Origin of the sequence: Usitatibacter rugosus, assembly GCF_013003965.1 — a bacterium.
Lineage (GTDB): Bacteria > Pseudomonadota > Gammaproteobacteria > Burkholderiales > Usitatibacteraceae > Usitatibacter > Usitatibacter rugosus.
Genome location: NZ_CP053069.1, coordinates 1,615,357 through 1,630,204 on the forward strand (window position 1 = coordinate 1,615,357; position 14,848 = coordinate 1,630,204).

Annotated in this window: 11 protein-coding genes; 9 read left to right on the forward strand and 2 right to left on the reverse strand. The window is 65.9% G+C overall.

From position 1 onward, the window contains the following. Positions 1-6 precede the first annotated feature (6 nt). Entirely contained in the window at positions 7-1,008 is a 1,002-nt protein-coding gene (locus DSM104443_RS07950) for a GlxA family transcriptional regulator (protein ID WP_171091067.1), read from the reverse strand. Between the two features lie 142 nt (positions 1,009-1,150). Between DSM104443_RS07950 and DSM104443_RS07955 the strand changes: the two genes are divergently transcribed. Together DSM104443_RS07955 and DSM104443_RS07960 are read left to right on the forward strand one after the other, a co-directional pair. Continuing rightward, entirely contained in the window at positions 1,151-3,151 is a 2,001-nt protein-coding gene (locus DSM104443_RS07955; protein ID WP_171091069.1) for a M13 family metallopeptidase, read from the forward strand. 27 nt (positions 3,152-3,178) lie between these two features. Next, positions 3,179-4,279 carry a glycoside hydrolase family 88/105 protein gene (locus DSM104443_RS07960; RefSeq protein WP_171091071.1) on the forward strand — a complete coding sequence of 367 codons (1,101 nt, stop codon included), beginning with the start codon at positions 3,179-3,181 and terminating at the stop codon, positions 4,277-4,279. Between the two features lie 33 nt (positions 4,280-4,312). On the opposite strand, the gene DSM104443_RS07965 is transcribed toward DSM104443_RS07960, so the two are convergent. Next, a complete protein-coding gene (locus tag DSM104443_RS07965) occupies positions 4,313-5,293 on the reverse strand; it encodes a D-2-hydroxyacid dehydrogenase (RefSeq protein WP_171091073.1) in 981 nt (326 codons plus the stop codon). A 110-nt stretch (positions 5,294-5,403) separates the two neighbouring features. Here DSM104443_RS07965 and DSM104443_RS07970 point away from each other — a divergent pair, with 110 nt between their 5' ends. The 7 genes from DSM104443_RS07970 (at position 5,404) to DSM104443_RS08000 (ending at position 14,779) form a co-directional block, all read left to right on the forward strand. Beyond that, on the forward strand, positions 5,404-5,877 hold the full coding sequence (locus DSM104443_RS07970) for a MarR family winged helix-turn-helix transcriptional regulator (protein WP_171091074.1): 474 nt from the start codon (positions 5,404-5,406) through the stop codon (positions 5,875-5,877). After that, complete coding sequence (locus DSM104443_RS07975; RefSeq protein WP_171091077.1) at positions 5,874-7,070, forward strand: HlyD/EmrA/EmrK family protein; 1,197 nt, start codon at positions 5,874-5,876, stop codon at positions 7,068-7,070. Before DSM104443_RS07970 ends, DSM104443_RS07975 begins: the two co-directional genes overlap by 4 nt. A gap of 72 nt (positions 7,071-7,142) precedes the next feature. Then, entirely contained in the window at positions 7,143-8,684 is a 1,542-nt protein-coding gene (locus DSM104443_RS07980) for a DHA2 family efflux MFS transporter permease subunit (protein ID WP_171091079.1), read from the forward strand. A 308-nt stretch (positions 8,685-8,992) separates the two neighbouring features. Next, entirely contained in the window at positions 8,993-9,631 is a 639-nt protein-coding gene (leuD, locus tag DSM104443_RS07985) for a 3-isopropylmalate dehydratase small subunit (protein WP_171091081.1), read from the forward strand. 73 nt (positions 9,632-9,704) lie between these two features. Continuing rightward, on the forward strand, positions 9,705-10,769 hold the full coding sequence (leuB, locus tag DSM104443_RS07990; RefSeq protein ID WP_171091083.1) for a 3-isopropylmalate dehydrogenase: 1,065 nt from the start codon (positions 9,705-9,707) through the stop codon (positions 10,767-10,769). Positions 10,770-10,847: 78 nt separating this feature from the next. Beyond that, positions 10,848-11,969 carry an aspartate-semialdehyde dehydrogenase gene (gene asd / locus DSM104443_RS07995; protein WP_171091085.1) on the forward strand — a complete coding sequence of 374 codons (1,122 nt, stop codon included), beginning with the start codon at positions 10,848-10,850 and terminating at the stop codon, positions 11,967-11,969. A gap of 302 nt (positions 11,970-12,271) precedes the next feature. Further along, positions 12,272-14,779 (forward strand): motility hub landmark protein FimV, encoded by a 2,508-nt coding sequence (locus DSM104443_RS08000; RefSeq protein ID WP_171091087.1) that lies wholly within the window; start codon positions 12,272-12,274, stop codon positions 14,777-14,779. Positions 14,780-14,848 lie beyond the last annotated feature (69 nt).

Sequence of the window (14,848 nt, forward strand, 5' to 3'; positions counted from 1 at the left end):
GGCTGATTACACGGCGCGCGCCGCGTCCCTCGGCGACCCACCCCACTGCCGACTCCACGCCCGTCGCAGCTGCAACCCCGATCGAAACCCCGCCACCTCTGCCGCCTGCGTGACACTGGCACCCCGTTCGAGGGACTGCCGCGCCCGTTCCAGGCGGAAGGACTGCAGGTAGCGCAGCGGCGAAACCCCCGCGTGCTCGACGAAGAGGCGCAGCAGGTGGCGCTCCGTCACGTGGGCGATCGTAGCGAGGGCGGCCATGTCCCAGTCGCGGTCCGGCTCGGCGCCGATGGCGTCCTGCACGCGGTGCACGGCGGCATGCAGGTGGCCGCGGTTCACCAGGAAGGGCGAGAGCTCGGGGTCGCGTTGCGAGCGACGCAGGTACACCACCATGTCGTGGGCGACGCTCGCGGCCAGCGCCTCGCCGCATTCCTCGGCCACCAGGTGGAGTGCCAAATCGATGCCCGCCGTGATGCCGGCGCTGGAGGCCACCGATCCGTCGACCACGAACACGCGGTTGTCGATCACCTGTGCGTCGGGTGCCAACTTGCGCAGGGCATGCAGCAGCTCGTGATGGGTGGTGCAGCGGCGATCGGTGAGGAGGCCCGCGCGTGCGGCGAGCAGTGCGCCGGAGCAGATCGTGAGTAGTCGATGCGCCGTGTCTTCGGAGGCCAGGGGCTTCGCCAACATCCGGTCCAGCCATTGCGTGATGGCAGTGATTGCGGGTGTGACCTTTCCGGAGTGCGTGCTGGGCTGACCCGCAACCACCACCCAGGTCGGCGTGTTCAGTCGCGATGGCAACACCTCGAGGCCGGACAACGAGAGACCGACGGACGTGGAGACACCCGCTGTTGGCCCGGCGAAGCGCAGGCGAAAGCGGGGCGGCAGGCCGCGCGCCTCGCGGTGGACGTTGGCGAGCCGGAAGGCCTCCGCCGGCCCCGCGACGTCGAGCAGTAGCGAGTTCGGCGCGACGATGAACAGCAGGTCAATCGGCTGGACGCGGGCGATCATTTTCGGACATGGCAGGTTCAGTGACACAAAGCCTACGCCGATGTCTGGAATTGATCGAATCCTGTCGATGCGCGGCGCGACGCGCGAGGGCGGAATGCCTAACGTGGGCGATCCCCGCAATCCGCAAGGCACTCCCATGTTCATGAACACCCTGCTGGCTGTTTGGGCGGCGGCGCTTCTCACACCGGCGATGGCGAGCGGCGTGGATGCCACCGTCAAACCCGGCGACGACTTCTTCGCGTACGCCAACGGTGAGTGGCTCGCCGCCACGGCGATCCCCGTGGGCCGGCAACGGTGGGGCGCCCGCAACGAGATCGATGCGATCACCCGTCAGCAGGTGTCGAAGGTGCTCGAGGACGCGGCCACGGCGCCCAAGGGCACGACCGCGCGCAAGGTGTCCGATTTCCGCGCCGCGTACCTGAATGAGGCAGCGATCGAGGCGAAGGGCATCACACCGGTCAAACCGCTGCTGGCCCGCATTGACCGCCTGCGCGACAAGGCGGCGCTTACTCGATTGCTCGGGAGCATGCTGCTCGCCGATGTCGATCCCCTGAATGCCGGCACCTACGACTCGTCGCACCTGCTCGGCTTGTCCGTCACTGAGGGCAACAACGGCGAGACGACGAACGTCGCCTTCCTGCTGCAGGGCGGGCTGGGTCTTCCCGATCGCGAGAACTATGTGAGCGCTGATCCGAAGATGCAGGCGCTACGCGTCCAATACCAGGAGTACATCGCGCGTCTGATGGCGCTTGCGGGTTTCGACCGCTCCGCCCAACGTGCCCAAGCGGTGATGGAGCTCGAGACCGCCATCGCGCAAAGCCACGCCACGCCCGAGATCTCGGGGAATGACCGCAATGCCGACAACCTTTGGACGCGGACGGACTTCGCGAACAAGGCGCCGGGCATCGACTGGACCGCATTCTTCGCGGCTGCCGGCTTGGGCAAGCAGAAGACGATCGTCGCGTGGCAACCCGGCGCGGTGACGGGTGCGGCGGCACTGGTCGCGTCGCGTCCGCTCGAGGCGTGGCAGGACTATCTCCGCTTCCACGCGCTCCACCGGAATGCGGACGTGCTGCCTCGCGCGTTTGCCGAACAGGCGCTGCTCCTCAAGGACAACATAGCCGGCTCACCGCAGCCCCGCGATCGTGCGGCGCGTGCGCTCGACGCAACGCAACGCGCGATGAGCGAGGGGTTGGGACGCATCTACTCCGAGCGGTATTTCCCGCCTGCGTACAAGGCTCGCGTGCGCGGCATCGTGGACAACGTCGTCGCCGCATTCAGCAAACGTGTCGAGGCCGTTGCGTGGATGACGCCCGAAAGCAAGCAGGTGGCGCTGGCGAAGCTGAAGACGCTGTACTTCGGCGTTGGCTATCCGGAGAACTGGCAGGACTATTCCTCGCTGAATGTTGATCCCACAGATGCCGCGGGGAATGTGCGCCGCATCGAGGTGAGGAACTACCGCCAGGCCGTGGCCCGTCTCGGCCAGCCCGTGGACCGGACCCAATGGTCGATCGCGCCGCAGACGGTCGGAGCCATCCTCGTGTTCCAGCAGAACGCGTACAACTTCCCGGCTGCGCTGCTGCAGGCGCCCAAGTTCGATGCGAACGCTTCGGACGCCATGAACTACGGCGCGATCGGCGCCATCGTCGGCCACGAGGTGAGCCACATGGTCGACACGCTCGGTGCCGAGTACGAAGCCGATGGCCGCAACCGCCGCTGGTGGACGGCTGCGGACCAGGCGGGATACGACGCGGCCGCCTCGTCACTGATGAAGCAGGTCGCTGCGTACCGCCCGCTCCCGGACGCGGTGATCGATGGCAAGCGCACGTCGACCGAGAACGTCGCGGATCTCGGTGGGCTTGCGGCCGCTTTCGATGCATACCGAAGCACGCTCGGAGGCAAAGCCGCCGACAAGGAGTACGTGAAGGCGCAGGACCGCGAGTTCTTCATCGGCTTCGCTCGAAGCTGGCGCGCGAAGATGACCGAGGCCGGATTGCGGGCGTACCTCGCGGGTGACGGCCACGCACCGGAGACGCAGCGCATCGCCACCGTCCGCAACATCGACGCGTGGTACGAAGCCTTCGACGTGCAGCCCGGTGATCGCCTTTACCTTCCGCCTGCGGAGCGCGTGCGGATCTGGTGAGGGAAGGGGTGCCGCTACAATCGCGGCATGCAACGAATCATGGCGACTACCGCGCTCGCACTTCTTTTCCTGAGTCCGCTCTGCCCGGCCAAGGATCACTTCGAGGCGCTGCCGGAGAAGGCGTCCCCCGAGGTCGTCGGCCGAAAGCTGTCGGCGAGGTTCGTCGCTTCACCGCACATGTTCTGGACCGAGTTCGGCACGCTGCACTATGCCGAAGTCGCCACCTGGTACGGCGCGCTGAATTTCGCCGCTCTCACCAAGGACGCCAAGCTCAAGCAGCAGCTGGTCGATCGCTTCGAGCCCTTCTTCGGCGCCGAGGAGAAGTTCATTCCGCCGGTGACGCACGTCGATCACTCGGTGTTCGGCGTGGTGCCCCTCGAGCTCTATCGGCAGACTGGCCAGGTGAAGTACCGGGTGATGGGACTGGCCTTCGCGGACGGCCAGTGGGATCGCCCCGATTCGGAGGGCCTGAGCAACCAGGCGCGCTACTGGATCGACGACATGTACATGATCACGGCGCTGCAGGTGCAGGCGTGGCGCGCGACGGGTGATCGAAAATACCTCGATCGAACCGCGAAGCAGATGGTGAAGTACCTCGCGCGGCTCCAACAACCCAATGGACTGTTCTTCCACGCGCCGGACGTTCCCTTCTATTGGGGACGCGGTAACGGCTGGATGGCGGCCGGCATGACGGAGCTGCTACGCGCGTTGCCTGCGAACCATCCCGAGCGGCCGAAGATCCTGCAGGGCTATCGCTCGATGATGGCGAGCCTGAAGCGCTACCAGAGCGATTCCGGCATGTGGCTGCAGTTGATCGATCGTCCGGAGTCGTGGGCGGAGACCTCATCCACCGCGATGTTCACCTTCGCGATGATCACGGGCGTCAAGAATGGCTGGCTGGATGAGTCTTACGGCCCCGTCGCGCGCAAGGCGTGGCTGGCGCTTGTCGACTACATCAATGAGGACGGCGACGTACGGGAGGTTTGCGCGGGCACCGCTACGAAGAACGACGTCCAGCACTACCTGGATCGTCCGCGCATCGTCGGTGATTTCCACGGGCAGGCCCCGATGTTGTGGAGTGTGGCCGCGTTGCTGCGGCCCGCGGGGTTATTGATGCCGGCTGAATAGGACGTCATTCCCGCGAAGGCGGGAATCCAGCCGTCACACGAACTGGTTCTTCAACGCGTCTTCACCCCGCCCGATGCGTTCCAGGTTCTCCATCAGCAGGTCGATCACGTTGTCCTCGTAGCGGCGCGTCTCACCGGCGGTGTGCGGCGTGATCAGCACGTTGGGCATGGCCCACAGCGGTGATGTCGCGGGAAGCGGCTCCTCCCACGTGCAATCGAGTGCCGCGCCTGCAATGCGTCCTTGCGCGAGTGCCTCGACAAGCGCCGGCTCATTCACCACCTTCCCGCGGGCGACGTTCACGAGATAGGAAGAAGGCTTCATCGCCGCGAGCGCCTTCGCGTCGATGAGGTTCGTCGTCGCGGGCGTGAGCGGGCAGGTGAGGGCGACGAAATCGGCCTGCGCCATCGCTTCATGCAAACCCTCGATACCCACCACGGTATCGGCGGCGCCAGCGCCCCGCGAAGGATCCTGCCGCACGCCGATCACGCGCAGGTCGAAGGCTTTCGCGAGTGTCGCCAGCCGAGCGCCAATGCGCCCGAGTCCCACGATCGCCAGCGTCTTCCCACCGAGCTCATCCTCGCGCTGGGTGAAGTCGCCGATCATCCCGCGCCATTTCTTCGCGGCCTGGTTGTCGCGCGCCTCCGGGATCTTCCGGGCCAACGCCAGGATCAGGGCGATCGCGTGCTCGGCGACGGCCCGCTCGTTGGCACCTTGGGCGCTGGCACCCCGAATGCCCGCCGCGCGGAGTGCATCGCGTGAGTACTGATCCGTCCCGGCGCTGACCGACTGGATGAACGCGAGCCGCGGCGCACGGGCGATCAGCTCGTTTCTCCACAGGCCGGAAACCAGGAGGACATCCGCCTCCGCGATCCGCGCCTCGAGCTCGGCGAGCGAACGCACCTCGAACCAGTTGATGCCAGTTTCGCGAAGGGCGAAGCGCTCCCCGATGCGATAAGCGGCGTGGGCAAAGCACAGGGTCAGCTTGTCGCGAGGGGGCAGGGGGCGGGAGCTCATGCCCCGATTCTCGCCAAGTTCCTGATTCTTCGCGACTTCCCTGCCAAGGCTAAATCAGCCTTGACAATGATTGCCAAAGCAAGTATTGTTGAGGCAATCAAGGAGCCGCCATGTCCATCTACGACCCCGCAACTTACGACTTCAGCACCGCCGTCCCCCCGATGTTGGGGCGTGTCCGCACGGCCATGCTCGATGCGCTGGATGAACGCCTGGCCCCGCTGGACCTGAAGACGGCCGACTACATCGTGCTGGCGATCCTCGCCAACGGCGGCTCGGCCACGGCCTCGACGGTGTGCTCCTTCCTCGCCCACGACCCGGGCGCCATGACGCGGAAGATCGACGTCCTCGAAAGCCGCGGTCTCGTTCGCCGCGTGCGCAGCGACCAGGACCGCCGCGCCATCAAGCTCGAGCTCACGTCCGAAGGCAAGAAGCTCTATCCCAAGGCGCTCGCCATCGGCGTGGGCGTCGCCAACGATTTCCTGCGGGGCTTCAGCAAGGCCGAGGTGAAGACGCTCGAAAGCATGCTGAAGCGCATCCACGAGAACTCCGAAGTGCCGGCAACGGTAGAAGGGAAGTCACCATGAACCGCAAGAAACTCCTCCTCGCAGTGATCGGTGCGTTCGTCATCGGGGCCGGCGCGTATGGCGCCTACTGGTCCACCCACCTGCGGAACACCGAAACCACCGACAACGCCTACGTGAACGGCAACGTGGTGCAGATCACGTCGCAGGTCCCCGGCACCGTGGTCTCGATCGCGGCCGACGACACGGACTTCGTGAAGGCCGGCACCACCCTCGTGCAGCTCGACACGGCGGATTCGAAAGTCGCGCTGGACGAAGCCGAGAGCCAGCTCGCGATGACGGTGCGCCAGGTGCGCAACCTCTACGCCACGTCGGGGCAGCTCTCCGCCAACGTCTCGCAGCGCACGGCCGAGCTCTCGCGCGCCCAGGACGACCTCAAGCGCCGCGAAGATCTCGCTGCCTCCGGCTTCATCTCGAAGGAAGCGCTGCAGCACGAGCGCACCACGCTGCAGGCGGCCGATGCCGCGGCTACGGCAGCGAAGCAACAACTGGCCGCGCACCGGGCGCTGGTCGACAACACCACGATCGAGAATCACCCGGACGTACGCAATGCCGCTGCGAAGGTGCGTGAGGCGTATCTAGCGTATTCGCGTACGGCGCTTGCTGCGCCCGTGTCGGGCTACGTCGCCAAGCGCGGCGTGCAGCTCGGCCAGCGTGTCGCTCCCGGCGCTCCGCTGATGGCCGTGGTCCCGCTGGATGATGTGTGGGTCGACGCGAACTTCAAGGAAGGCCAGCTGAAGAGCATGCGCGTGGGCCAGCCCGTCACGCTCTCCGCCGACCTCTACGGCAACAAGCTCGAGTACCACGGCAAGGTGATGGGCTTCGGTGCCGGCACGGGTGGCGCCTTCGCGCTGCTGCCCGCGCAGAACGCGAGCGGCAACTGGATCAAGATCGTGCAGCGCGTGCCGGTTCGCATCGCGCTCGATCGCAACGAGCTCGCGAAGCATCCCTTGCAAGTCGGCCTGTCCATGGAAGCGAAGGTCGATACGCATGACCAGGGTGGCGAGCGCCTTCCGGCCGTCGCCCGGAATTCGAACGTGACGCACGGCTTCGCCGCTCCCGATACCGTCGCCGACGATCTCGTGAAGGCGATCATCGCGAACGACGGGCGTTCGGCGCCGGCCACCGCGTCGGTCGCTGCTCCGGGCGTCGCAACCGTCACCACGACCCGCGTCGCGGCCGCCAAGCTGCGCTAACGCCAAGCCCCACTAGCCGCCAAGCCCCACTAGCCGCCAAGCCCCACTCACGCCAAGCGTCACTACCAAGCGATGGACACCCCCGCGCCGCTGAAGGGCAAGTCGCTCGTCCTCGGGACGATCGCGCTCTCGCTCGCCACGTTCATGAACGTGCTGGACACGTCGATCGCCAACGTGTCCCTGAGCGCGATCGCGGGGGACCTGGGCGTTTCGCCGGAGCAGGGCACGTGGGTCATCACGTCGTTCGCCGTCGCCAACGCCATTTCGCTGCCGCTCACCGGGTGGCTCACGCAGCGCTATGGGCAGGTTCGGCTCTTCACCGCATCGGTGCTGCTCTTCGTGCTGGCGTCCATCGCCTGCGGCTTGGCACCCTCGATCGAGCTGCTGATCTTCTTCCGCATCGTCCAGGGCGCCGTCGCGGGCCCGATGATCCCGCTGTCGCAAACGCTGCTGCTAGCGAGCTACCCCAAGGAGAAGGCGGGGACAGCGCTCGCCATGTGGTCGATGACGACGCTCGTGGCACCGGTCGCGGGCCCGCTGCTGGGCGGCTGGATCACGGACAACATCTCGTGGCCGTGGATCTTCTACATCAACGTCCCCGTGGGACTCGGCGCCGCCGCGGTCACGTGGATGATCTACCGCAAGCGCGAGACGGCCACCCGCAAGCTGCCGATCGATGCCGTCGGCCTCGGCCTGCTCATCGTGTTCGTGGGCGCGCTGCAGATCATGCTCGACAAGGGCAAGGACCTGGACTGGTTCCACTCCGGCACCATCATCGCGCTCGCCGTCGTGGCCGCGCTGGGACTCGCACTCTTCATCGTGTGGGAGCTCACGGACGAGCATCCCGTGGTGGATCTTCGGTTGTTCAAGCGCCGCAACTTTACGATGGGGGCGCTGGCACTCTCGTTGGGCTATGGCGTGTTCTTCGGCAATGTCGTGCTGCTGCCGTTGTGGCTGCAGCAATACATGGGCTACACGGCGACGCTGGCTGGATTCGCGTTGGCGCCGGTCGGATTGCTCGCGGTGTTGCTGAGCCCCGTCGTCGGCAAGAACGTCTCGAAAGTGGATCCGCGCATCTTCGCCACCATCGCGTTCGTGATCTTCGGCGTGGTGATGTTCATGCGCTCGCACTTCAACACGCAGGTCGACCTCACCACGATCATGATTCCCACGGTGGTGCAGGGCGCGGCGATGGCGTTCTTCTTCATCCCGCTGGTGACGCTCACGCTGTCGGGCATTGCTCCAGCGCAGTTGCCGGCCGCGAGCGGGCTCTCCAACTTCATGCGCATCACCGCGGGGTCGTTCGGCACGTCGATCTCGACCACGCTCTGGGACCATCGCGCGACGTTCCACCACGCGCAGCTCGCGGAGAAGCTCACGGTCTACGACCCCACCACGACCCAGGCGCTCGCGAACATGCAGGCGAGCGGCATGACGCCCGACCAGGCGCTCGCGACCCTCAACCGGATGATCGACCAGCAAGCGGCGCTGCTCTCCGCCACGGACATCTTCTACGCCTCGGCGCTGCTGTTCCTGGCGCTGGTCGGGGTGGTGTGGCTCACGAAGCCAGCGAAGGCGGCGGCGGCTTCGGAGGCTGCGGCCGGCGCGCACTGAACCACGGTTCCCTGCCTGCAATTTCGAGGCGGCCGGCGGCCGGAGAGCGTGAGGTACGTCCGAAATGCACTTTGCATTCGCCTGATCCAGTGGCGCTGTGAATTGATCCAGTGGATCACTTCGGAGATCCAGTGGATCAGGCGAATGCAAAATGAGAAAAAGAGGGGGGTCGCTTCTCGCCGGAGATTCGCACGGCCATCGAGTTGGCGCCGGGCACGTGGTACATCTGCCCTCGTTGTGGTCCCGAGTGGGCCGTCAAGTGGCAGTGGATCGAGCTGAACATGGGATAGAGCCGCTATAATTGCTGGATGGAAAAGTTCACCCTCCACACCGGCCTTGTCGTCCCGCTCGACCGCGCGAATGTCGACACGGACGCGATCATCCCGAAGCAGTTCCTCAAGTCCATCAAGAAGACCGGCTTCGGCGAGAACCTGTTCGACGCCTGGCGCTTCCTGGACGTGGGCGAGCCGGGCATGGACCCGAAGACGCGCAAGCCCAACCCGGACTTCGTGCTGAACTACCCGCAGTACAAGGGCGGCACGATCCTGATCGCCCGCAAGAACTTCGGCTGTGGTTCTTCCCGTGAGCACGCGCCCTGGGCATTGCAGCAATACGGCTTCAAGGCCGTGATCGCGCCCAGCTTCGCGGACATCTTCTTCACCAACAGCTTCAAGAACGGCTTCCTCCCGATCGTGCTGACGGAGCTCGAGGTCGACCACCTCTTCAACGAGGCGGCCGCGCACCCCGGCTACAAGCTCACGATCGACCTTGCCGCGAAGACGGTCGTCACGCCCTCCGGGAAGACGATGCGCTTCGACATCGATGCCACGCGCCAGAACAACCTGCTCCAGGGCCTCGATGAGATCGGCATCACGCTGAAGCACTCGGACGAGATCAAGGCGTACGAAGAGACGCGCAAACGTACGGAACCCTGGATCTTTACCTGAACGACGAATAAAGGGGTCAGACCACTTTATTCAAGAGATGAATAAAGTGGTCTGACCCCTTTATTGGAGCCCTATGAAGATCGCACTGCTGGCCGGAGACGGCATCGGCCCCGAGATCCTGCGCGAAGCGGTTCGCGTGCTGGACGTCCTGCGTGGCGAAGGCCTCAAGATCGAGACGGAAGAGGCCCTCGTCGGTGGCGCGGCGTACGACGCGCATGGCGATCCGCTGCCCGAAGCCACGCTGAAGCTCGCCAAGCAAGCCGACGCCGTCCTCTTTGGTGCGGTCGGCGGCCCGAAGTACGACACGCTGGTCCGCAACAAGCGGCCCGAGCGCGCGATCCTCGATCTTCGCAAAGAGTGTGATTTCTTCGCGAACCTGCGCCCGGCGACCGTCTTCCCGGAGCTGGCGGATGCGAGCTCGCTGAAACCCGAGATTGTCAGTGGCCTCGACATCATGATCGTGAGAGAGCTCACCGGAGACATCTACTTCGGCCAGCCGCGCGGCATCACGGGTGACGCCCCGAACCGCGAAGGCTTCAACACCATGCGGTACACGGAGGCGCAGATCACGCGCATCCTCCACGCCGGCTTCAAGACGGCGCAGGCCCGCGGCAAGCGCCTGTGCAGCGTCGACAAGATGAACGTGCTGGAGACCACGCAGCTCTGGCGCGACATCGCGATGGAAATCGCGCCGCAGTATCCGGATGTGGAGCTAACCCACATGCTCGTGGATAATTGCGCCATGCAGCTCGTGCGCAACCCCCGCCAGTTCGACGTGGTCGTGACCGGCAACATGTTCGGCGACATCCTCAGCGATGAAGCTTCCATGTTGACGGGCTCGATCGGCATGCTGCCGTCCGCGTCCCTGGATGCGAACGGCAAGGGCCTCTACGAGCCGATCCACGGCTCCGCGCCCGACATCGCCGGCAAGGGCATCGCCAATCCGCTCGCCCAGATCCTCTCGATGGGGATGATGTTCAAGTACACCTTCGGCCGCACGGACATCTCCGATCGCATCGAGAAAGCCGTCCGTTCCGCGCTCGCCGCGGGCCTGCGCACGGCGGACATCGCCTCGAAGACCACGAAGAAACCGTCCACCACCTCCGAGATCGGCACGGCGGTGGTGAAAGCGATCTAAGACCGGACGAGAAGCGGGGACGAGAGGCGGCCCGCCTCTCGACCTCGATCCCTCCGCCTCGGGAAGAAGAGAACGACAATGAAAACCGTTGGATTCGTCGGCTGGCGCGGCATGGTCGGCTCCGTCTTGATGGAGCGCATGCGCGAGGAGCGTGATTTCGATTTCATCGACCCGGTGTTCTTCACCACGTCGAACGTGGGCGGCCCCGGCCCCGACGTCGGCAAACCGGTCACCACGCTTAAAGATGCGAACGACGTCGCGGAGCTCGCGAAGCTGGACTGCATCATCACGTGCCAGGGCGGCGACTACACCAAGGCCATCTTCCCGAAGCTGCGCGCGGCCGGCTGGAAGGGCTACTGGATCGACGCGGCCTCGGCCCTTCGCATGGAGAAGGACGCGGTCATCATCCTCGACCCGGTGAATCGCCCGGTGATCGACGCCGCCATCAAGGCCGGCAAGAAGGACTTCATCGGCGGCAACTGCACGGTGAGCTGCATGCTGATGGCGGTCGACGGCCTTTTCAAGGCCGACCTCATCGAGTGGATCAGCGCCATGACCTACCAGGCCGCTTCGGGCGGCGGCGCGCAAACGATGCGGGAGCTCCTGCAGCAGATGGGCGAGGTGCACTTCGCCGCCAAGGGGATGCTCCAGGACCCCAACTCGCCGATCCTCGACATCGACCGCGAAGTGGCCGGGATCCTCCGCGACGAGAGCTTCCCCACGGAGCACTTCGGCGTTCCCCTGGCCGGAAGCTTGCTGCCTTGGATCGACACCGACCTCGGCAACGGCCAGAGCCGCGAAGAGTGGAAGGGCGATGCCGAGACCAACAAGATCCTCGGCCGCGCCGACGGAAACCGGGTGGCGGTCGACGGCGTATGCGTACGGGTGGGGGCCATGCGCTGCCATTCGCAGGGCCTCACCATCAAGTTGAAGAAGGACGTCCCGCTGGAAGAGATCGAGTCGATCCTCGCTTCCGGGAACAAGTGGGTGAAGGTCGTCCCGAACAAGCGGGAAGAGACCCTCAAGCGCTTGACGCCCGTGGCCGTGACCGGAACGCTCGAAATCCCCATCGGGCGCCTGCGGAAGCTGAAGATGGGCGGGCAGTACCTGTCGGCCTTCACGGTCGGCGACCAGCTCCTCTGGGGGGCCGCCGAACCCCTCCGCCGCATGCTGCGGATCCTGGCCGGCAAGCTGGTCTGACCTCCGCTTCCGTCACTCCCGCGAAGGCGGGAGTCCATCTGGGCCCCCGCCTTCGCGGGGGTGACGACGGTTTCGAGGGGGTCAGGGAGGGGGTCAAACGGCCCGGATTCGCGGGGCGGGCCGGAAAATTCGCTTGTAAAAAGTCGTACTTAAGCGATAATTCGATAATCCCGGTGAAGTTGAAACAATAAATACTTGATGCTACGATCTTTTTACCGGAGTTCTGGATGGGGATGGGCCTGACGATGGTGAGGACAATCAAGAAGGGGGTCGCACTCGCGCTACTCCTCGGAGTGAGCGCAGTGGCGCACGCTGCCGGCCTCGGCAAGCTCACGGTTACTTCAGCGCTGGGACAGCCGCTGGAAGCCGAGATCGAACTCGTCTCGCTGCAGCCCGGCGAGCTCGAGGTCCTCTCCGCCCGCGTCGCCACGCCAGAGGCTTATCGCGAAGCCCGCATCGAATATTCCGGAGCGCTGCGCCTGCTGCGCTTCGCGGTCGACAAGCGCCCCAACGGACAGCCGTACATCAAGGTCACGAGCATCGGCCCGATCAACGAGCCGTTCGTCGACGCCCTGATCGAAGTCACCTGGCCCGCCGGCCGCATCCAACGCGAATACCCGATCCTGCTCGATCCGCCGGGATTCAACTCCTCCCGGGTGGCACCGCAGGGCGCAGCTCCAGCGCCGGCCCCGCAGGCCGCCAACACACCGCCGGCCGCCGCGCCGGCGGTTGCACCTTCGGCACCCGCCGGCTCCACGCCGCCGGTCGCCTCCGTCACCACCGGCTCGCCGTCCGCGCGCGCCGAGCTCGGCAGCTCCCGTCCCGATCCCGCCGTCTCCGGCTCGCCCGCCGGTGAGACCTACGGCCCGGTCAAGAAGGGCGACACGCTCAACAAGATCGCGACCGAGACCAAGCCCGACGGCGTGAGCCTCGAGCAGATGCTGGTCGCGCTCTACCGCGAGAACCAGGCTGCCTTCGCCGGCAACAACATGAACCGCCTGAAGACGGGCCAGATCCTCAAGGTCCCCACGGCGAGCGACGTCGGCAAGATCGAGCAGAAGGACGCCAACAAGGAAATTCGCACGCAGGTCGCCGACTGGAAGGGCTATCGCGATTCCGTCGCCGGTGGCGTTGCTTCCATCCCCGCGCGCACCGAATCGTCGAGCGCTTCCAGTGGCCGCATCGGCAGCGCCGCCGTGGTTCCCCCGGCACCCGCGCCCTCGGAGGGCAAGGATTCGCTCAAGTTGTCCAAGTCGGATTCGGGTAAGGGCGGTGCCGCTGGCAAAGGTGGTGGCCAGGACCGCGTCAATTCGCTCCAGGAAGAAGTGATCGCCAAGGACAAGGCGCTCAAGGAATCGCAATCCCGTGTGGCCGATCTCGAAAAGCAGATCCGCGACATGCAGCGCCTGCTGGACCTCAAAGGCAGCGCCCCGACCAAGACCGCCGAAGCGCCCAAGACCCCGGACAAGACCGCCAAGGTCGAGCCGCCCAAGGCCGAGCCGCCGAAAGTCGAGCCCCCGAAGGTCGAGCCGCCCAAGGTCGCGGAAGTGAAGCCGGCCCCGAGCACCACGACCCCGCCGGTCGAGCCGCCGAAAGTCGTGGCCGAGGCGCCCAAAGCCGAACCGCCGAAGGTCGAGGCTCCGAAGGTGGAGTCCAAGCCCACGCCTGCAAAAGATCCGACGAAGACGCCGAAGAAGGCTGCTCCGCCGCCCCCGCCGCCCAGCTTCATGGACGAGCTCATCGACAGCCCGGCGTACCTCGCCGCGGGCATCGGCGGCCTCGGCATCATCGGCCTGGGTGCATACATGTTCATGCGCCGCCGCCGGCAACGTGCCGAAGGTGGACCGATCAGCTCGATGACGAGCGCCTTCCCCTCCGACCTCACGCCCAACTCCGTATCGGGGAAGCCGGGCGGTGGTCTCGTGGACACCGGCAACAGCTCGTTCCTGACCGACTTCGACAAGACCGGCCCGGGCACCATCGACACGGATGAGGTCGATCCGGTCGCCGAGGCCGAGGTCTACATCGCCTACGGCCGCGACGCCCAGGCGGAGGAGATCCTCAAGGAGGCCATGGCGCGCGACAAGAACCGCCATGAGATCTCCCTGAAGCTCCTCGAGATCTACCACGCCCGCAAGAGCGCCACGGCGTTCGAGACGGTCGCCAAGGAGCTCCACGCGCAGGTCGGCGACAGCCATCCGCTGTGGCAGAAGGCCGCCGCGATGGGCGCGCAGATCGATGCCGCGAACCCGCTGTACGTCGCCGCTGCCTCGGGCACGGCCACGTTCGCCGCGATGCCGCAGGCTGCCCCGGCCCCCGCCAAGCCCGACCTCGACTTCGACCTCGAAGCCACGTCGAGCGGCCACGCGGCCACGGACACCAGCTCGCACGCTCCAGCTCCCAGCTTCGACCTCGACCTCGACTCCAAGCGTCCGGAGCCCGACCTGCCGACGGATTCCTCGCCCTCGATGGACATGGACCTCGGGTCCGCGTCCACGCCGGCCGAGACGCCGAAGGAAGACAAGCCTTCGTTCGACTTCGACCTCTCCGGCCTTGATTTCCCGACCTCCAAGCCTGGCTCGGCCGCTTCGGCGTCCGCGGGCGGCGGCCTGGGTGATCTCAGCCTCGACCTCGGCGGCGACGATGCCGGCGGCAGCGGGGATGACGCGGTGGGCACGAAGCTCGAGCTCGCCAAGGCGTACCTCGAGATCGGCGACAAGGACGGTGCCCGCGAGATCCTGCAGGAAGTCGTGAAGGAAGGCTCCGGCGGCCAGCGCGACGAGGCCCAGAAGCTGATCAACGGTCTCTGATCCCAAAGAACTCTTGGCTGTGATTTGATTGGCGGGGGCAACCCCGCCAATTGCTTTTCTGGCCTCCAC